This window comes from Limosilactobacillus coleohominis 101-4-CHN, from assembly GCF_000161935.1.
In the GTDB taxonomy this organism is placed as follows: domain Bacteria; phylum Bacillota; class Bacilli; order Lactobacillales; family Lactobacillaceae; genus Limosilactobacillus; species Limosilactobacillus coleohominis_A.
Genome location: NZ_GG698802.1, coordinates 57,128 through 77,111, shown reverse-complemented (window position 1 = coordinate 77,111; position 19,984 = coordinate 57,128). Strand labels below are relative to the sequence as shown.

Annotated in this window: 20 protein-coding genes and 1 tRNA gene; 3 read left to right on the top strand and 18 right to left on the bottom strand. The window is 39.6% G+C overall.

Features of this window, described 5'->3' with window-relative positions; translation table 11 throughout:
- Window positions 1-6: 6 nt before the first annotated feature.
- Both HMPREF0501_RS00485 and HMPREF0501_RS00480 read right to left on the bottom strand, forming a co-directional pair.
- A complete protein-coding gene (locus HMPREF0501_RS00485; RefSeq protein ID WP_040455710.1) occupies window positions 7-213 on the bottom strand; it encodes a YneF family protein in 207 nt (68 codons plus the stop codon).
- A 105-nt stretch (window positions 214-318) separates the two neighbouring features.
- Window positions 319-570 carry a DUF896 domain-containing protein gene (locus HMPREF0501_RS00480; protein WP_006915814.1) on the bottom strand — a complete coding sequence of 84 codons (252 nt, stop codon included), beginning with the start codon at window positions 568-570 and terminating at the stop codon, window positions 319-321.
- A 141-nt stretch (window positions 571-711) separates the two neighbouring features.
- On the opposite strand from HMPREF0501_RS00480, the gene lexA reads away from it, so the two are divergent.
- Window positions 712-1,338: a transcriptional repressor LexA gene (lexA, locus tag HMPREF0501_RS00475; protein ID WP_006915813.1), complete on the top strand. Its 627-nt coding sequence runs from the start codon at window positions 712-714 to the stop codon at window positions 1,336-1,338.
- 59 nt (window positions 1,339-1,397) lie between these two features.
- Here the strand turns inward: lexA and HMPREF0501_RS00470 are convergent, their stop codons facing one another.
- The 10 genes from HMPREF0501_RS00470 to HMPREF0501_RS00425 all read right to left on the bottom strand — a co-directional run bounded on the left by HMPREF0501_RS00470 (window position 1,398) and on the right by HMPREF0501_RS00425 (window position 12,240).
- Window positions 1,398-2,567: a hydroxymethylglutaryl-CoA synthase gene (locus HMPREF0501_RS00470; protein WP_006915812.1), complete on the bottom strand. Its 1,170-nt coding sequence runs from the start codon at window positions 2,565-2,567 to the stop codon at window positions 1,398-1,400.
- A gap of 103 nt (window positions 2,568-2,670) precedes the next feature.
- Window positions 2,671-2,759 (bottom strand) — tRNA-Ser (locus tag HMPREF0501_RS00465).
- Between the two features lie 66 nt (window positions 2,760-2,825).
- Window positions 2,826-3,422, bottom strand: coding sequence for a hypothetical protein (locus HMPREF0501_RS00460; RefSeq protein ID WP_006915810.1), 597 nt, complete (start codon window positions 3,420-3,422; stop codon window positions 2,826-2,828).
- 13 nt (window positions 3,423-3,435) lie between these two features.
- Window positions 3,436-3,954 carry an adenine phosphoribosyltransferase gene (locus HMPREF0501_RS00455; RefSeq protein ID WP_006915809.1) on the bottom strand — a complete coding sequence of 173 codons (519 nt, stop codon included), beginning with the start codon at window positions 3,952-3,954 and terminating at the stop codon, window positions 3,436-3,438.
- A 13-nt stretch (window positions 3,955-3,967) separates the two neighbouring features.
- Window positions 3,968-6,277 (bottom strand): single-stranded-DNA-specific exonuclease RecJ, encoded by a 2,310-nt coding sequence (gene recJ, locus HMPREF0501_RS00450; RefSeq protein ID WP_006915808.1) that lies wholly within the window; start codon window positions 6,275-6,277, stop codon window positions 3,968-3,970.
- A 121-nt stretch (window positions 6,278-6,398) separates the two neighbouring features.
- Window positions 6,399-7,232 carry an SDR family NAD(P)-dependent oxidoreductase gene (locus HMPREF0501_RS00445; protein WP_006915807.1) on the bottom strand — a complete coding sequence of 278 codons (834 nt, stop codon included), beginning with the start codon at window positions 7,230-7,232 and terminating at the stop codon, window positions 6,399-6,401.
- Window positions 7,229-8,170 carry a ribonuclease Z gene (rnz, locus tag HMPREF0501_RS00440; protein WP_006915806.1) on the bottom strand — a complete coding sequence of 314 codons (942 nt, stop codon included), beginning with the start codon at window positions 8,168-8,170 and terminating at the stop codon, window positions 7,229-7,231. Before rnz ends, HMPREF0501_RS00445 begins: the two co-directional genes overlap by 4 nt.
- Before the next feature lie 21 nt (window positions 8,171-8,191).
- A complete protein-coding gene (gene obgE / locus HMPREF0501_RS00435) occupies window positions 8,192-9,505 on the bottom strand; it encodes a GTPase ObgE (RefSeq protein WP_006915805.1) in 1,314 nt (437 codons plus the stop codon).
- Between the two features lie 63 nt (window positions 9,506-9,568).
- On the bottom strand, window positions 9,569-11,380 hold the full coding sequence (gene uvrC / locus HMPREF0501_RS00430) for an excinuclease ABC subunit UvrC (RefSeq protein WP_006915804.1): 1,812 nt from the start codon (window positions 11,378-11,380) through the stop codon (window positions 9,569-9,571).
- Window positions 11,381-11,493: 113 nt separating this feature from the next.
- The gene (locus tag HMPREF0501_RS00425; protein WP_006915803.1) at window positions 11,494-12,240 is read right to left on the bottom strand and encodes an amino acid ABC transporter ATP-binding protein; all 747 of its coding nucleotides are present in this window, start codon (window positions 12,238-12,240) and stop codon (window positions 11,494-11,496) included.
- A 160-nt stretch (window positions 12,241-12,400) separates the two neighbouring features.
- Here HMPREF0501_RS00425 and HMPREF0501_RS08990 point away from each other — a divergent pair, with 160 nt between their 5' ends.
- Complete coding sequence (locus HMPREF0501_RS08990; RefSeq protein WP_006915802.1) at window positions 12,401-12,538, top strand: SPJ_0845 family protein; 138 nt, start codon at window positions 12,401-12,403, stop codon at window positions 12,536-12,538.
- A gap of 142 nt (window positions 12,539-12,680) precedes the next feature.
- Entirely contained in the window at window positions 12,681-13,955 is a 1,275-nt protein-coding gene (locus HMPREF0501_RS00420; RefSeq protein WP_006915801.1) for an ISL3 family transposase, read from the top strand.
- A 187-nt stretch (window positions 13,956-14,142) separates the two neighbouring features.
- Here the strand turns inward: HMPREF0501_RS00420 and HMPREF0501_RS08985 are convergent, their stop codons facing one another.
- The 6 genes from HMPREF0501_RS08985 to HMPREF0501_RS00390 form a co-directional block, all read right to left on the bottom strand.
- The gene (locus tag HMPREF0501_RS08985) at window positions 14,143-15,663 is read right to left on the bottom strand and encodes a YSIRK signal domain/LPXTG anchor domain surface protein (RefSeq protein ID WP_006915800.1); all 1,521 of its coding nucleotides are present in this window, start codon (window positions 15,661-15,663) and stop codon (window positions 14,143-14,145) included.
- A 71-nt stretch (window positions 15,664-15,734) separates the two neighbouring features.
- Window positions 15,735-16,034, bottom strand: coding sequence for a nucleoside triphosphate pyrophosphohydrolase family protein (locus HMPREF0501_RS00410; RefSeq protein ID WP_006915799.1), 300 nt, complete (start codon window positions 16,032-16,034; stop codon window positions 15,735-15,737).
- Window positions 16,034-16,624 (bottom strand): ribosome biogenesis GTP-binding protein YihA/YsxC, encoded by a 591-nt coding sequence (gene yihA / locus HMPREF0501_RS00405; RefSeq protein ID WP_006915798.1) that lies wholly within the window; start codon window positions 16,622-16,624, stop codon window positions 16,034-16,036. The genes HMPREF0501_RS00410 and yihA overlap by 1 nt, the downstream gene beginning before the upstream one ends.
- An 18-nt stretch (window positions 16,625-16,642) precedes the next feature.
- Window positions 16,643-17,893 carry an ATP-dependent Clp protease ATP-binding subunit ClpX gene (clpX, locus tag HMPREF0501_RS00400; protein ID WP_006915797.1) on the bottom strand — a complete coding sequence of 417 codons (1,251 nt, stop codon included), beginning with the start codon at window positions 17,891-17,893 and terminating at the stop codon, window positions 16,643-16,645.
- Between the two features lie 101 nt (window positions 17,894-17,994).
- Window positions 17,995-19,305 (bottom strand): trigger factor, encoded by a 1,311-nt coding sequence (gene tig / locus HMPREF0501_RS00395; protein ID WP_006915796.1) that lies wholly within the window; start codon window positions 19,303-19,305, stop codon window positions 17,995-17,997.
- A 91-nt stretch (window positions 19,306-19,396) separates the two neighbouring features.
- Window positions 19,397-19,957, bottom strand: coding sequence for a YbaK/EbsC family protein (locus HMPREF0501_RS00390; RefSeq protein ID WP_006915795.1), 561 nt, complete (start codon window positions 19,955-19,957; stop codon window positions 19,397-19,399).
- Window positions 19,958-19,984: the final 27 nt, after the last annotated feature.

The following is a 19,984-nucleotide window of genomic DNA, read 5'->3' as shown; positions in this document are numbered from 1 at the left end:
TNTTTTTTATTTACGATTTGCTTTCTTAGCTTGATTCTTCATCGTTTGCATCATCATATGCAATTTCCGATCGGATGGTTTTTGTCCCATTTGAAGCATCATGGTCCGCATCATATCTTCAGAAATTGGTGGATTATTCCGTAAGTAGTTTTCCATATACTTCCGGGCACCAAAGAAACCAATTACTAACCCAACTAACAAAGCTAGAATCATTAATAAGATAACACCAAGAGTACTCAACTTTTTTGCCCCCCCCTTTTTTATTCAATACTAATAATATTACAAAACAATTTAGTTATTGTAAATTTTTTATTGAAATTAATCGTCACGTAACCCTTTTTTACGCTGAATTTCTTTAACCTTTTCTGGAGTAACTTCCTTTCCGCTCTTATCAAAAATTTGCGTCATTTCAATTTTACTCCGGAAAGCTTCACGGAAATTCTTTAAATATTCATCACGAAGTTTTTTTCGTTCAGCCTTTTCTTCTTCGGTCAGCCCTTCCGCCTTATTTTTATGGGCCAATTCGTTAATTCGTTTCAGCAATTTATCTTGTTCATTTTCTTCAGCCATAATTATCCTCCTTCTAATCGCAACTTTAAGTCTAAACAAGTCTGACACTGATTGCAACATCTTAGAAAGATAGCGAACGTACGTTTACAGAGGGATGATGCTATGCTAAAATAAATTGTAATTAATAAATGAGGTGGAATTATGCCAAGAAACGCATTAGACAAACAAACAGCTGTTTTAAACTACATCCATAAGCAGGTAGCTGCACAAGGATATCCACCAACAGTTCGCGAAATTTGCGCGGCAGTTGGTCTTTCGTCAACATCGACAGTCCATGGTCATATTAATCGTTTAATTAAAAAGGGGTATTTAAAAAAAGACCCTGCTAAACCACGGGCACTAGAAATTACTCCAGAAGGTTTATCATTTCTTGGCATTGAACCTAAACAAAATCAAATCCCGCTTCTCGGAATTGTGGCCGCTGGTGAACCAATTCTTGCGGAACAAGACGCAACCGACTTCTTCCCGATTCCGCCTACCATTAATGATCACGATGACTTATTCATGCTTCAAATTCAAGGAACCAGTATGATTAATATGGGTATTTTGGATGGTGATAAGGTTATTGTTCGACGCCAAAATACGGCAAATAACGGTGATGTTGTTATTGCAATGACTAGTGATAATGAGGCAACCTGTAAACGATTCTTTAAAGAAGAAAGCTATTATCGCTTACAACCAGAAAACGACACGATGGATCCAATCATCTTGGATCACGTTACCATTTTAGGAAAAGTGGTTGGTCTCTTCCGTGATAACATCTTTTAAATAAAAATGGGGTTCAAAGTTTGGTAATGACCAAGCTTCGGAACCCTTTTTTCATTAATTTATAGTTGCCTATCCTGAATTTGATAGTTTCGTTGAGCATTCTTTTGACCGGCTAAAACATACTCGCTAGGATCACTGCTAACATCAAATTCAACATCAGCACTTGACATTCCTAGCTGTTGATTAAATAAATGCTCGTACTGATCAATAGTAACCTGTTGTCGATTCTGCAATTCTTCCTGAAGATGACTATCGATATATTCTTGATAACCAGGTTGCAAAATTCCAGAATAAAATTCACCTTCCGCACCTGATCCATAGCTAAATAATCCAATCCGTTCTCTAGGTTGAACATCACCATTTTGCAACAAAGAGATTAAGCCCAGATACAATGAACCTGTATACAGATTACCAACCTGTCGAGAAAATTGCTGTTCTGCCGTTAAATTATTCCGCAGTCGCTGTGCAACAGGACTTTGATCATTGTTGAGCAGTCCGTCTAATCCCTTTTTCCCCATCTTTGTGTATGGTAAATGAAAGGCGATTGCCGCAAAGTCTGCTAAGGTTCGTCCAGTAATCTGAATGTAACGCTGATATGTCTTTAAAAAGAAGTCGACGTAAACTTGGTTAGAATACTTACCATCTACGTGGGCTTCGGCGGCAAATAATGGGCGCCAAAAGTCCATAATATCCTTTGTATATGAGGCACTCACAGACTCAATTGCTAGGACATGGGGATTCTTGGTTACAAGCATGGCAACGGCACCCGCTCCCTGGGTTACCTCCCCAGGTGTCTTTAAACCATATCGGGCGATATCTGAAGCAATCACTAAAACAGTTTCCTCTGGGTTTAGTGCTACTAGCCCTCGCGCAAACTGCAACGCTGCGGTAGCAGAATAACATGCTTCCTTAGTTTCAACAACCCGAATATAATCATTTAGCTTTAACAATCGTTTAATATAAATCCCACTTGCTTTTGAGTTATCAATTCCCGATTCAGTAGCAGTAATTAAGGTTGTGACCTGTCGTAACGCATTTTTTGGCAATTTTTTTGCTGCCGCCGCACCAAGCGTAACCATATCCTGAGTAGGTGGAACAACTGCTTGTCGGTCTTGCCCAATCCCAATTTTAAATTTATTTGGATCCACCCCTCGGGCAGCTGCTAGATCTGATAATTCAATGTAATATGGCGTCGTTGCGAACGCCATTTGATCAATCCCGATTTTCATGACTTCTCCCTACCTCGCTTAATAATTAATAAAAGCACCCGTGAATGATCGATTCTTCATTCACGGGTGTTTTTTCAAACACTCAAATCTTGCTTGAGTTTTAAGGAGAGTACAGGATTTGAACCTGCGCGCCCATTCAACATGGGTTCGCCGGATTTCGAGTCCGGTGCATTACCACTCTGCCAACTCTCCATAACGTTTCACATTATATCAAGTTCGCTGGCAATGAGCAAGCACTTTATGAGCACGTCTCCTGAATCATTTAACTGCAGTATAGGTTTGTTGACCATCTTTAGCAGTGAAAACAGCTGCATTACTATCATCTGGATTCATCAAGCTAACAGAGTAACCACTTCCAAGAACCTTTTTCAACTGTTTAGATGTACTTACCAATGACTTAGTTAAATTTGGCCATCCTGCTTGATCAGCTTGGCTAGGGTTCTGAATCACATAGGTAATAGCCTTACTTTCGTCACCATCTTTTGGCTGAATCTTAAACGTTTTTGAGTCACTATCAAAAGAAACACTACCCATTTTAGTGTAAGCCTTTTGCATTTGTCTTAGAACAGCCATTTCTTTGTTTTCTTGAGTTTGGCCGTTCTGAGACTGTAATCCATTATTGGAAAAAGAAGAAAAACTACTACGATCAGCATTTTTAGTTTGCTGCGTTGTCTGCTGGCTTTGTGAATGGTGATGCCAATAAGGTAAATTAATTGCTCCATAAACTGTGGCAGCCAGACTCACTAAAACAATAAAGGTTGCCCATTTCCATTCACGATACTGCTGCCAAGAGTTGACTAAATAGAAAAACCCTAAGATCAACATTAAACCACCAAAAACTACTAATAAAATCATTTTCTACACCCGATTAATATTCCATTAACGCTTTGCAATCATAGTCAGCAATTTTTTGCCGTCCATTCAAATCTTTCAATTCAATAATAAATGCGGTGCCAACCACAACACCACCCATTCTCTCGACCATATCAATAGTGGCGGAAATCGTTCCCCCTGTTGCCAGTAGGTCATCAACAACCAACACCCGCTGCCCAGGCTTAATTGAATCATTTTCCATTTGCAAGGTTGCTTCCCCATACTCTAAATCATAAGAGGACGAAATTGCGGGACGTGGTAACTTTCCCTTTTTTCGTGCTGGCGCAAAGCCAACCCCCAGTTCATAGGCAACTGGACAACCCACAATAAAGCCCCGCGCTTCAGGACCAACAACCATGTCAACATGCTTATTTTTAGCATAATCAACAATTTCATCCGTCGCCTGCTTAAATGCCTTGCCATCTGCCATCAGTGGTAAAATATCCCGAAAAATAATTCCTTTCTCCGGATAATCTGGAACACTAACTACGTACTTATGTAAGTCTAACGACATAAAAGTCTCTCCTTTAATTAAGATGCAGCTCTTTTTGCACCCATCTTGTTAACTCTTTAGTTGAACCTTTTAATAGAATTTTTTGCACTTGCCAACGGGCAGCATATTCCTGATAAACCCGTGTTTTCTCTAAATTACCCTTTTGTGGATTTGCTGAGATTTTTAACAAGCCATTTTTAATTGTAACAAATCTGAGTTCCAAAAACACTTTAATCATCAAAATTAATTGGTCACCAGTAATCCGTAAATACTGGCATAGTGCCTCTGCTTGCTGATTAAGATCTATTTGTCGGTGTTGGCGAATTATTTGATAGAAATTTACGAATATTGGACGATGTGGAATTGCTACAGCCGCGGATTGACTAGCATCAAAAAGATAAAGTTTAACTTCCCTTACTGCTTGACTATTTTGTAGCACTTGATCCATCTGTGCTATCGATTGGGGAACATCAACGAATACTAACTTATCATAGTTCCCCAGCTCTGGATGTTCCACATCAATAATCCGTCCGTTGACGTGCCCAGCAATATTTTTTCGGATTACTGGATTAAAAACAACATAGGCAGCATTTTCCGTAAACATAGTTGGTTGGAGTTTCTTAACTCGCGCATCAATTACCACTGATCCCTCAATTTTTTGATCTTCCAAAAGTAATTGAGGTGTCGTTCGGCCTTGCCAACTATTAACCGCAACTTTTCCGACCAATTTCAGATGTACACCGGGACTAAAGAAATCTACATTAGAACCCTTGCCAAATGCCAAGACATCTAGCGACTGTCGAGTACCTTTTAAAGTAAACTTCAGGTGTTCGTTATTTTTTCCCATTTGACGTTTGCTAGTGATAATTGGGTCAGTAATTTCAAAAATTGGTTCTTCATTATCTGGACCAAAGGGTGCCAATTGTTGAATTTGCTGATATAACTTCTCAGTAATTTCGTCAGGTTGCAAAGTTCCCGCAATCATTAAGCGCGGTTTTTGATTAGCATCCAAGTGTTGTGCTTCGGCTGCTTGTTCGAGCACTTTCGCAATTGCTGGAACTTGAGTAATCATAAACGACATTCCACAAGCCATTACATGTCCACCAAAAGCGGTAAGTAATTTACGATGGGGATCAAGTGCAGCAAAAAGGTCGTATCCATCGACACTGCGACCAGATCCTTTCGCCACCAGTTCACCATGATTAACACTAGCCACGATTGTCGGCTTACCAGTTTTTTCAACTAATCGACTAGCAACAATTCCCAGAACTCCCTGATGCCAATCGTGACCAACAATTAGTAACGTCCGCCGTCTAAGGTTGTCAGGAGCTTGTGCTTTTTGTAGCGCTTCCTGGGTAATCTGTTCAACTAAATCCTGCCGTTGACGATTACATTGGTCAACATCCTTGGCTAGTTGTTCAGCTGCATCCTCGTCAACTGTCGTTAACAACTTGACACCCTCATTACCATTAGCAATCCGACCTAAAGCATTTAAGCGTGGTGCTAATTTAAAACTAACATCCTGACTGGTCAAGGACTCTTCTTGAACACCCGCAATCTTTAGTAATGCTTTAATCCCTGGCCGAAGCCCCGCTTGTAATTGTTGAATACCAAACTTAACCAGAACGTGATTTTCTTTGGCCATTGAAACAAGGTCAGCAATTTCTCCAATGGCCACTAAATCTAGTAATTCCGTTGGAAATTCACCCAAGAGGGCCCAAGCCACTTTAAAGGCTACCCCCACTCCGGATAAATCGCCATATTGATACAGATCTCCGGGATACTGGGGATGGACAATCGCCACGGCATTAGGAAGTTCTACCGGTAAACTGTGGTGATCAGTAATAACTACATCCACCCCCTGATCATGGGCAAATGCAACTTCTTTTTTACCGGTCACCCCATTATCAACGGTTACTAACAGTTGAGTGCCACCCGTAATTAACCGTTGATAAGCATCTTGGTTCGGTCCGTAACCATCCTTAAAGCGATCCGGAATATAATAATTAACCTTGGCTCCTAGTGACTCTAAAGTTTCAAACATTACCGCAGTCGCCGTCATCCCATCAGCGTCATAATCACCATAAACTGTAATCTGCTCACCTTGTTTAATCGCCTGAGTAATTCTAGCAACTGCTTTATCCATATCATGAAGTCGATCTGGCTTTTGGATTTGTTGCAGTTGCGGTTTTAAAAACAGCTGTACTTCATGAACAGATTGAAAGCCTCGTGCAACCAGTAAATTCGCTAATGCTGCATTGATTTGGCACTGTTCTTGAATGTTATTAACGAGGTCCACGTCTTGATTGGCAACCCTTTGCCATTCATATTTAGTTTCTAGCATCGTAATTCTCCTAAAAGTAATGAAGGAGCGTGGCCGATGTCTTTTGGACGTCGTTTTCACGCTCCTGATGAACCATTATTAAATGATTGACAAACCGCACCTAATAATGCATTCAAGTTTTTTATAAAAGATCCTTGTTTTGTTGAAAATCAAAAAACTTTTTGATTGCCCAATCACCAATTCCCGGCATCACTTGGTAAAGCCAACCAATGGCTGAAGTATATCCTGGCACGTTGATTTCACGTGTTTTATACCCGACATTATTCCACACGGTCTTGGCTAGTGAGTCAGGTTCGATAATCATCCAGGATGGTACATGTGATAAGTAACTACCATCAGGATCTGCAGCTGCAAAGAAATGAGTAGCGACCGGACCTGGATTTACTGTCAACACTTGTACCCCATAGTCCGCAACTTCCATCCGTAAAATATTATCAAACTGAATGACTCCCGCCTTAGTAGCTGAATACACCGCACTATTTGGCGTTGGCAACTTCCCTGCTAATGAAGCAACATTAATAATCGCCCCATAGCCTTGATCCATCATTTGCTTAGCAACACACCGGCTAAGATACATGGTAGCCAATAAATTGACGTTCACCATCTTCGCCATTGATTTGCGATTTTGGTTAACGACCGGAACCATTTCACCTAAACCAGCTGCATTCACCAACACGTCAATTTCACCAACTTCATGGCGCACCTGATCCAACACCTGATCAGTCTGGTCAGGGTCAGTAACGTCCAATTCATATGCAAAAGAAGGCCGCCCTGATAAAATTAAACATTTATGGGCCACTTCTTCCAATTTTTCCTTATTACGAGCACATACAACAACAATTGCTCCCCGATGAGCGGCCTCCAATGCCAATTGGGCACCAATACCACTGGAACCACCTGTAATCAACACAATCTTATTTTTTAATAGTCGTAGTGACTTTAACCTGCGCATCATCTGGGTTGACCTCCTTTAAACGGAATATCATAAACATAAAAATCATTTGCTACTCTAGTATTAGGGAAAATATCCCGGACTTGATATGCAAGACTATAAGCAGCCTTACCTACATATCTTGCAGAAATGTGATTTAGCAACAACATTTTGACATGAGCTTGCTTAGCAATTTGTGCAGCTTGTGCACTTGTTGAATGGTAATAATTATGTGCTAATTTCGATTCCCCTTTGCCAAAGGTACTTTCATGAACTAAAACATCCGCATCTTTAGCAAGCGCAATAGCATTTTTTGTCTTCCGTGTATCACCTAAGATGGCCACTATTCGGCCCCTTTGTGGTGAACCAATAAAATCTTGACCATTTAAGATGGTTCCATCATTTAATTGAACTTCTTTTCCTTGCTTCAATTGACCATACAACGGTCCTGATGGAATTCCTAATTTCTTCAACTTATCAACTTGTAATTCACCTGGATGATCATGTTCAACTACCCGGTAGCCAAAACAATCAATCTTATGATCAAGCTTTTTGGCATAAACTGTGAACGTTTGGTCACTAAAAAGTTGCCCATCATCGGTAATTTCTACAAACTTAATCGGATAACTCAGCCGTGATTCGCTAACCCGGAGCGTCGTTTGAACAAACTCTTTAATCCCAACCGGTCCATAAATGGTTAATGGTTCATTGCCCCCCTGAAATGATCGTGAGCTTAATAAACCCGGCAAACCAAAAATATGATCACCATGGAGATGGGTTATAAAGATTTTTTCGATTTTTCGCGGACGAATTGTGGTATTTAAAATTTGATGCTGAGTTGCTTCACCAACATCGAAGAGCCAGATTGCATTGCGCTCTTCTAATAAGCGTAATGCCAAACTAGAAACATTCCGCTGTTTACTTGGCGAACCGGCACCCGTACCCAAAAATTCAATTTGCATCCTTATACCAACTTTCTAATTCTACTGAAGAAATTCAAAAACAAAGTCATCAATCCAGACTTGATCACCATCTTGGATCCCCTTAGCACGGAGAGCCTCGTCAACTCCCATATGCCGTAATTGGCGAGCAAAACGCAATTGACTTTCTTCATGATCCATATTTGTCATAGCAAATAATTTTTCTAACTTAGCCCCTGAGAGTACCCAAGTACCGTCATCATCACGAGAAATCTGAAACTCAGGTTCATTCTGATCAACTTTCTTTAAGCCGTAGTGAGTAATTAACCGTTTATCATGACTTTCACTATCGAATTCTGGAGCAGCATCCAGAACTGCTGCAGTTTTCTTCATTAAATCATCAATTCCAGCGTGGGTTACAGCAGATATTGGGAATACTTCAGGCACTTCTGGTAACGTCTGATCCTTTGCTAACATTTTTTTAAATTTTTCCAAATTATCTGCTGAATTTGGTAAATCCATCTTTGTTGCCACAATTAATTGTGGTCGTTTTAACAATTCTGGATCATAGCTTGCTAATTCATGATTGATTGACCGAAAACGCTCCATCGCCTGCTCAGGATCTTCACTGCCCATGTCTACCAAGTGCAAGAGGACCCGGGTACGTTCAATATGCCGTAAAAACTGTAGACCTAAACCAACACCCTTAGATGCTCCTTCGATCAAGCCCGGCATGTCCGCCATCGCGAAATCACGACCATCTGGGAGCATTACCATCCCAAGATTAGGAACTAAGGTAGTAAATTCATAAGCTGCCACCTTCGGCTTAGCACCTGTGACTACCGACAATAAGGTTGACTTACCAACTGAAGGATAACCAATTAATCCAACATCCGCTAACATTTTCAGTTCCAGCTCTAAGTAGTGGTCTTCACCTGGTTCACCATTTTCGGCAATTTCAGGGGCCGGGTTTTTAGCGGAAGCAAATCGCATATTGCCACGACCGCCACGGCCACCCTTGGCAATTACTAATTCATCACCATTTTTTACTAAATCTCCCACAATTTCACCTGTATCGAGATCTCGAACCGTGGTTCCCTGGGGAACTGGGATGACCGTATCCTTGGCATCTGCACCGGTCATTTGCTTACTCATTCCATTTCCACCATTCTTTGATTTAAAAATTCGGTGATAACGAAAATCCATCAAAGTGCGAAGTCCTTCATCAACCTTTAAAATGATGCTGCCGCCACGGCCACCATCACCGCCAGCAGGACCACCATTCGGCACATATTTTTCCCGACGGAAAGCAACCATTCCGTTTCCGCCTTTTCCAGCGTGAGCTTCAATTTTAACTTGATCGACAAATGTTGACATGTTATTTCTCCGTTCTATTTACTTATTAATCTAGTATATTGGATAAATCAAAACGCGTCAAAGTTAATCATGACTGCTTCCCTTGGCGACTTCAGCGTTTTTCTGCAAAGAAACTTTGATAAGCTGCGCAGTCGGCCGATTAATTCCTAGGGCATGAATATCATCGACGGAAGCTGCCGCAATTTTGCTCAACGACCCAAAATTCTTCATTAATTTATTCCTGGTTCGGGGACCGACACCTTTAATTTCGTCTAACCGCGAACTAAGTGAATGCTTCGTATGGACCTTATGGTGAAAGGTAATTGCAAAACGGTGAACTTCATCCTGAATTCTCTGGACTAAATAAAAAGCCTGGCTTCGCGGATTCAAATCCACGTGTTCATTGTGATCACCAAATAAAAGGTCGGCAGTCTGGTGCTTATCATTCTTAACCATTCCAACAACTGGAATCGATAAGTCCAACTCGTTTTCCAAAACATCTTTCACGGCATTCATTTGGATCTCCCCACCATCCATAAAAATCATATCCGGCATCGGTTGATTTTCTTTTAAAAGACGGCTGTAACGGCGACGAATAACTTCTTTAGTACTTGCGGTTTCATCAGCATGATTAATCACCGTTTTTAATTTATATTTACGATAAAGCTTTTTGGCCGGCTCTCCATCAATAAACACTACCATTGCAGAAACAGGGTCTGCTCCTTGAATATGAGAATGATCGAATGCCTCAATCTTGTGGCCAGATGGTAACCCCAGCGCATCAGTAATTTCTTTCATTGCCCCTGTAGTTTTACTTTTATCCAGTTCAAGAAGGCGGAATTTTTCACTCAGTGATAATTGAGCATTTTCTTCAGCCATCGACATCAGATCAGCTTTTTCGCCACGCTGCGGAGTGCGCACGGGAACACCTAAAATTTCACTAATCTCTTTGTTTGGCAATCCAGCCGGTAACAAAATTTCTCGCGGCAAAATATTATTCCGGCGGTGATAGAATTGCAAAATAAAACTTGTCATTTCTTCAACAGCGGTGTCAACAATCGGAAATAATCGTTTCTCACGTTTCATTAAACGGGCTTGACGAATAAAGAAAACTTGAATTGAGAGCCATCCTTTATCCATATAATAATTAAATAAATCACGAGGAGTTTCGTCACTCGAGATAATCTTTTGCTTTTCAACAGTCACTTCAATGTAATGAATTTGATCGCGGATTTCAGCTGCGCGTTCGTATTCCATTTTAGCGGCAGCAGCCTCCATTTGTTTGGTAAGATGGCGTTTAACTTGACCAGTATTACCATTTAAAAATGACTTAATTCGTTTGATTTGCCGCTCATACTTATCTTTGGGAACGGTTTTAAAACAGGCTCCTAGACATTGACCAAGGTGATAATAAAGACAAGGTCGTCCTTGATAACCATTGCAACGACGTAACGGAAAAACCTTTTGGATAAAATGAACCGTTTCTTCAGCTGCATACACGTTAGGATATGGTCCAAAATAATAGGCACCATCCTTTTTAATTTGCCCAGTGATCATAATTTGGGGATCACGCTCATTCGTGATTTTAATATATGGATAACCTGTTCCCTGTTTTAGCTTAATGTTAAAGTAAGGCTGATGCTTTTGGATTAAGGTAATTTCAAGGAGAAACGACTCTTTATTGGTTGAGGTAATAATCGTCTCAAAATCGGCAACTTCAGCAACCATTGCCGCCACTTTACCGGTATGACTACTTTTGAAATAAGAGCGGACCCGGTTCTTGAGATTTTTGGCTTTACCCACATAAATGATCTGACCATTAATATTTTTCATAATATAGCACCCCGGTTTATCGGGAAGCAATGCTAATTTGTGCTCTAAATATTCAGTCGCCATCATATTCCCCTTTCTAAAATATTCCTATATATTTTATAACAAGCGAACATATGAACGCAAAAAATATTAAAAAAACTGGTTGCCTCTTCAGCAAACCAGTTTAAATTAACACTTTAAGCATCTAAAATTTTTTGTAAAAACTCTTTAGCCCGAGCCGTTTGTGGATGAGCAAAGAAGTCTTCCGGCGATGCCTTCTCCTGAATCCCAGCATCCGCCATAAACCAAATTTGATCAGCCACATTTTTGGCAAAGCCCATTTCGTGGGTAACAACTACCATTGTCATTCCATCATTAGCCAATTGTTGCATTACCTTCAGTACTTCTCCAACCATTTCTGGGTCCAATGCACTTGTAGGTTCATCGAATAACATTACATCAGGACGCATTGCAAGCGCTCTAGAAATCGCAACCCGTTGTTGTTGTCCACCAGACAAACTAGCGGGATATGCATCAGCCTTCTCACCCATCCCAACTTCAGCTAATAATTGTTGAGCAATAGCTGTCGCATCCTTATCGCTAATTTTCTTAACCTTTTTGGGTGCTAGTTTAACGTTTTCAAGTACAGTTTTATTCGGAAAAAGATTAAAACTTTGAAAAACCATCCCCATCTTTTCGCGAACCTTTTGTACTTCCTTTTCATTCAGGTTCGTAAGTTCTGTCCCTTCGACTTCAACAGAACCACTTGTGGGCTTCTCTAATTGATTAAGACACCGCAAGAAAGTTGACTTACCGGCACCGGAAGGACCAATGATACAAATCACCTGTCCTTTTTTAACTTCACCATTGATATTATTTAAGATGGTATTGTTACCAAATTTTTTGGTAAGATTCTTAATATTAATCATTACTTCATCTGTCATGATAATTCCCCCGTCGCCTAATATTTATGGTGGTATTATACCGAGTTTTTCATTATTATGCAACATTTTTGAATATATTTTCGCTATTTACGTTTTATATTCAAACAATATACAATATAACTATGGTATACTGACGTTATCAGCAAAAGGAAGTGATACGATGGGATTAGTAACCCGACGCAGTGATCAACTAGATAAGTTATTCGAAAACTTTGCGATTGATCCGAAGAAGGCTAAAAAGACAAATCCAAAAACGTCAAAAAAGCAAAAGGATCAGAAAAAGCAACCCAAGAAATAAGGATTGGCTCTACACTAAATCCTGTTGATGAATTACCTTCGGTAATTTATTAATGGGATTTTTTCCTTTTATAATAAAAAAAGAGGTCATAATTGACCTGATCCCATCCATAAATCACCACAATTAAAGAAAGGATATCAATATGACCCTATCTAATAATTCTATTCGTTCTTTGTTAGAAATTAAAGACCCAAACATTAAAATGGACGATATTTTTTATGCTTTTATTCACCACACTAAGGTTCGCCTCGTCCAGGCGCATTTAATAATTTATCAACGACGTTGTCCCTTATGTGGTTTTGAAGATTTAGTGCATAACGGTCATTATACTTCCACGATCACTTATACCAGTGATAATGCTAGTCATCCACTTTTCATTAGACTAGCCAAACAACGTTTAAAGTGTAAGAACTGTGGCCACACCATCATGGCTAAAACGTCGTTAGTGGATAAATACTGCAATATTTCTAATCGCACAAAAGCTAAAATCATGATGAACTTACAAGATGATCGAACGCAAAAATGTGTGGCAATTGACAATAACGTTTCGCCATCGACCGTTGGTCGATTAATGGATGATCATCGCGAACTATATCCAGTTTTTCCGGACCGTTTGCCGAAACATTTAGCCTTTGATGAGTTTCGTGGGGTTCATCATCAACTGCACTTTATCTGCATTGATGGCGGTAATACACATCGAATTATTAAAATCTTACCGAATCGCTTCAAATCATCAATTATTAGGTATTTTGAAGGCGTTGATCGATCCGCTCGGGAAAATGTGGAAACTATTACGATGGATCTAAACAGTTATTATCAAGATATCGTTTCCCAACTCTTTCCCAATGCCAAAATCGTCATCGATCAGTTTCATATCATTGCTATGATGACCCGCGCCTTCAATCAATACCGCAGTCAGTTGATGAAACATTACAAGTATCAATCACATGAGTATAAGCTCCTCAAGTTTTCTTGGCGTTTATATCTTAAAAATGACCAGCAGCTTTCTGATGCAAAAGAATATTATGATCGACATATTCATCAAAAAGTAACAGCTGGAGAGCGAATTGGCTTAGGACTGGCATTAGATTTAAAACTAAATAACGACTACGTCGTTATGCATGATGTTATGAATTACTTAGCGCAGCGAAATAAGGATCGCTTAGCTGAAACCCTCTTTAGTTACCATTATGATCAACTTAGTAAGCCAATGGCTACGGTCATTAAAACCTTACGCAAACACCTCGAAATTGTGTTAAACGCAGCAGAAAATGAGCAGTCTAATGGTCCACTAGAAGGTACTAACCGTATGATTAAGCAAATTCAACGCACGGCCTTCGGTCTGAGCAACTTCAATCACTTACTAGCAAGAATTAATCTACGAATGATGAGAACAAAAAAGCAGTACCAAGTTTAAAAACTTGATACTGTTCTATTAGCTTGCATCAACAGAATTTGACACAGAGCCTACAAAAACAGTACCGACAGATGAAAAAACATCTATCAGTACTGAATATCATAGAGCCTACTTCTTGACGAATAGCCACAAAAAGCCACAAACTACCGAAATGGTAATTCATGACTTTCCTGTAACAATTCACTCGTTAAAGATTTATTTTTCTTCGTTTTGCCAATCCAAATAGAGCTAGCAAGGCAGAAATTACACCTAACAGAACAGTACCCTGTTCATTTATGTTCCCTGTTTGGGGTAGAGTTTGTTTTGTTACGTTATTATTTTCAGCCAGCGTATTAGTAGCCTTTGTTGGCGCGTTAACCGCTGACTCGGTAATACTTGGTACTTCTTTCCAAGAATACTTGGTCACATCAGGTAAATCAGGAAAATTACTGATTCCCTTGGAAGGATCCGGCGTTTTGCCAACTTCTGTATTAATTGGTTTGCCAACTGGATTTTGTCTATCGGCATCAGTAACTTGATGAATTGCAACCCCCGTAAATCCAGAAACCAGGATATCATTGTTATTAGTTAATCCAGTGTGGTTTACAGTAGTGTTAGCTGGCAAAAATGACACTCTTAACTTTGCAACCCCTTTTGGGACAACAAATTTAAACGTTTGCTTACCAGTATTACTTTCCGTCGTAAAGGTTGCTAATGGATTGGGCGTAGCATAGGCGTTATATAAGCTCTGGTTTTGTGGGTCATCCGCATCGTAAATAACCATCTTTAATTGATCTTGTCCATTAACATTCCCGTTACTTACCCAAGTTGGAGTAATCTCCAATTTTTCACCAGATTTTACAGCAATATCTTTGTGAATCCCTAAATTCCAAGCCGAACCAAAAGCTATCCGAATAGGGATATAAAAAGTTTTGCCATTAGGATAAGTAATTTTATCAATGACTCGGTACACTCTGAATGTTTGCCCACTGAATGGGTGAAAATACTTAGCTCCCGCTTCTCCTTTTTGGGCAGGAACATGTAAGAATGGATATTTATCATTACCCTGGGGCTTAAACCACCCACCTACATACTCATATTTGGTCCCCTTAGGTAGCTCATTTTTATTACCAATGATATCAAGATAATCACTAAGATTCCCGCTGGTTGGTTCACCATACTTACCTAACCAGATAATATTATCTTTATTGTCGGGGTTAATAATCCCAGAAGTACCAGTTCCATCATTAATGGCTTCGCCAGTCTTACTAATTCCTACCTTACCATCAATTGTGTACCCAAACTGGTCATTGTTGGTTGGTAATTTGACATTATAACCATCGCCACCTTGTTGTTGAATTGGATCATAAATAATGGCGCCTGGTTTTTGATCTTCCCCTTTATTGAAGTCATTTTCATTGCCCCCGTTTAACGGCTTATCATGCCGAGGGGATGTCCAATTAATATTATCAGGTAAGATACTTAAATCTGCATTCTTACCAAGTTCCTTAGTTGTCGATTGATGATCAGCTGAAGCTGCGACTTGTTCATCAATATTAGTTGCCGCATGAACTGTGACCGGGGTGGTCAGACCCCCCCCTGCCATAAAGAAAAATCCGGTAGTAATGGTGACTGAGGCAACGCCAACAGTCAACCGGCGCAGTGCCCATTTAGTATACCGTTGTGACATTCGATTCTGAATTAATTCACGATTATTGTTGCTAACCATAATTTTTACTCCTTTAAATTTAACTTACCTTAAACATTATACCACTTTATTGCTTGCTTCAAACAGAAACTTTAGTTTTCAATTATAAAACCGTGGGGATACCGCTTATTTAGGGTTTCGATATTCGTTTTAGCAACTTCATCAAAGGGAATATCTGCCCATTCTGCCACTTGTGATAAGTACCAGAGCACATCCCCCATTTCATGAATCAATTCATCACGATTTAGTGATTTACCTTTAAATGTATAGTTCTTAACTAAGTCCACTACCTGACCGGTTTCACCAGCGAGTCCCAGTGCACAATTAGTTAAAACCTGCTCATTACCATATAGAGTCCGTTTTGCTGCCTCTTGATATTCATTAAATTCCATCAACTTACCCCCGTTTGTTCTTCAATCCAACGCCAAACATCTTCCTTGCCACGTTTCGACATTGCCGAAAAAAGAACGAGTGGCTGTTTCTCTTGAAACTCAAGTTTATCTTTAACCAACTTTTGAACCCTCGTAAATTGGCTTGGCTTGACTTTGTCAATTTTAGTTGCGACTACTAAAATTGGAAGCTCATAATAAGCCAACCATTGGTACATTTGCACATCATCAGCTGTTGGCGCATGCCGGCCATCAACTAACATAATCACTCCGCGCAGCTGACTCCGTTGCGTTAAGTAATTTTCAATCATTTGACCAAATTCTTCACGCTGCTTTTTAGAAACCTTAGCATAACCATATCCTGGAACATCAACAAAATACAGTTTATCCTCGACATTATAAAAATTTAAGGTTTGGGTTTTGCCAGGCTGACTTGAAGTATGCGCAAAGTTTTTTCGATTAATCAAAGCATTAGTTAATGATGATTTACCAACATTAGACCGACCAACCAATGCAATTTCTGGATAATCGGTACTTGGATATTGGTCAGGATGTACCGCGCTGATGGTTAAGTCAACATGATTTACATTCATTCTGAAACCTCACCTTTTCTATGATGCTTGATCATCTTTTAAAACATACCGTGGCTCAGTATGGTGCTCAACACAGTTTTTATCGATGACTACTTCGCTGACGTCTTGGCGACTAGGTAAGTCAAACATAACATCTCGCATTACCCCTTCAATAATGGAACGCAGGCCACGAGCTCCTGTATTACGGGCAATTGCTAACTTAGCCATTTCTCGTAGTGCGCCATCTGTAAAGCGTAACTTACTGCCATCTAGTCGTATTAATTCTTGATATTGTTTTACTAAAGCATTCTTTGGCTCCGTTAAAATCCGAACCAAATCATCTTCATCCAACTTCTCAAGAGCTGTCATTACTGGCAATCGACCAATAAATTCTGGGATTAGCCCAAATTTAAGTAGATCTTCAGGAATGACATGTTGCAAAATATTCTTTTCGTTGACTTGATCAGCTTCTTTGGAATCCGTACCAAACCCAATGGTCTTGTCACCAAGTCGTTCTTTAACAATCGACTCAATCCCATCGAAGGCTCCACCCACGATAAATAGAATATTCTTAGTATCAACTTGAATAAATTCTTGTTGTGGATGTTTACGACCACCCTGCGGTGGAACGTTAGCAATCGTCCCCTCAAGAATTTTCAGTAACGCTTGCTGAACCCCTTCACCAGAAACGTCTCGGGTAATGGAAACATTTTCACTCTTCTTCGCAATCTTATCAATTTCATCAATATAAATAATTCCCTTTTCAGCACGCTCAACGTCATAATCTGCAGCCTGGAGTAACTTTAAAATGATGTTTTCAACGTCTTCACCAACATATCCAGCTTCTGTCAGGGTAGTAGCATCAGCAATCGCAAACGGTACATTTAAAATCCGTGCTAATGATTGTGCCAAGTAAGTCTTCCCAGACCCAGTCGGTCCAATCACTGCAATGTTGGACTTTTGCAGCTCTGTATCATTGTTGTCACCAGTTACCATGGCATTAACCCGTTTATAGTGATTATATACTGCAACGGACAAGGTCTTCTTAGCTTCCCCCTGTCCAATAACATAATCATCCAGTTGCTTCATGATTTCCGCAGGAGTTGGTACCTTAAACGTACCATTATTAACCTTGTCTTCTGCTAACTCCTGTTTAATAATCTCAGAACATAGCTCCACACATTCATTACAAATGTATACACCAGGTCCAGCTACAATCTTCTTCACTTCATCCTGAGATTTACCGCAAAATGAACAATGGATATTTTGTTCTGTCGTATCTTCGAACATTCGCTAACCTCCAAATTTATCCTACTTAATACATAAAAAAGGGGTGTAACAATAATTACTGTTACAACTCCCTTCTTTAATCAGATTGCAGTGATGAATAATTACTTTTCTTCATCCTTAGCTGGTAAATCTTGCTTAGCAAAATCGGCAACTAAGTCTACTGCCTTCTTAATTTCAATATCATGAGCTAACATGTCTTTAGTTAAGCTTTTTTCTACGGCATCTTCTTCCATACCAAATTGCTTAGCCAAATCGCTGATTTCTTTCTTGATGTCATCGTCAGAAGCTTTCAAGTCAGCGTCCTTAACAATTGCTTCAAGGACCAAGTTTGTCTTAACCCGCTTATCAGCATCATTTGCAAATTGCTTCTTCAAATCATCTTGAGAAGTACCAGTGATTTGGAAGTACATTTGTGGGTTAATCCCTTGTTGTTGCATTCCGGCAAGGTATTGTTGAACTTGACGGTCAGTATCTTGATCAAGCATTGCTTGAGGAATGTCTTCAATCTCAGCGTTTTTAACTGCTGCTTCAATTGCAGCATCTTCAATCGCTGACTTAGCAGCTTCTTCCTTTTGTTCTTGAAGTTGCTTCTTCGTCTTATCCTTTAATGCATCAAGAGTGTCTACATCTTCATCGACATCCTTAGCAAATTCATCATCAAGTTCAGGAAGTTGCTTTTCCTTTACTTCTTGAATCTTAACGTTGAAGACTGCTTCTTTACCTGCTAAGTTCTTAGCATGGTAATCTTCAGGGAAGGTAACTTTAACATCAACATCTTCATCAGCCTTGTGACCAACTAATTGATCTTCAAAGCCAAGAATAAAGGAACCTGAACCAAGTTCTAGTGAATAGTTATCAGCAGACCCGCCATCAAACTTTTCACCATCAACAGTTCCAACATAGTCAATAACGACTGTGTCACCATTTGCAGCTGGTTCATCTTCCTTAAGTACTAATTCAGCTTGTTGTTGACGTTTATTTTCCAATTCAGCATCAACATCGGCATCAGATACTTCAGTATCTTGTTTTGGTACTGACATACCCTTGTAATCACCAAGCTTTACTTCTGGCTTAACGGCAACTTCGGCCTTAATTGTCCAAGGTTCACCCTTTTCCATACTTTCAATGCTGATTTCTGGTTGATCAACTGGTTCGATTTCAGTTTCCTTAATTGCTGCTTCATATGCATCTGGCAAAACATCATTCAAAGCATCTTGATATAATGATTCTTCGCCGTACATTTGGTTGAAGATTGCCCGAGGTACATGGCCCTTCCGGAATCCAGGAACAGTAATCCGCTTTTGTGTCTTCTTAAAAGCATCATCAATTCCCTTTTGAATGGTTTCTACATCAATATCGAACGTTAATGTCCCTTTGCTGGCTTCGCTATCGCGTTCCCATTTTGCTGACATTTCATTTCCTCCAATAACATCTTAATTAAAGCTAATCCCAATGGTTAGCAAATATCATACTTTCTAATTTTACCGTAGAAGACCAGTAATTTCAACCACAACCCGAAAACTCCCAGCGGTGAATCTCATGATGCAAACCGGGCATTAATTTATGAACTAGATCTTCGGTACTTATTCGGAGGGTTGCATGATTTTCATTTGGATGAAAGCGAAAGTACTTTGTAGCTAAAACATCACTTTGAAAATAAACTCCTACCTGTCCTGCTTGATCATACATCAGCTCGGTAATACTAATCGCTCCAGGATGGCTATTCAAAACATTTTTCAAATCATCAGCACTGCTCATCGTGATTTTTCCTAAGTGAAAAGCATTGCGAAAGGCCTTTTGATCAAATCGCTGTTTTTTTAGCATCACAACCAAATAATAGTGACGATGATGTTTGTCATTAAAAACTAAATTTTTAATATCTAATGTGCCCAGTGTTTCTGTTATTAGCTCTTTACCCACTTCAGTTGTGGGATAGAAATTATAGTCAACCCGTTGATACTTGATTTTTAATTTGTCTAGTAGATCATAACAAGCCCGTTCTTTATCATCTATAATCTTCACAGGACGACCTTCACGAATCGGGGAAATTTCAAATTCTGCCATTATACCCTCGTTTAAAAGCAAAAAAAG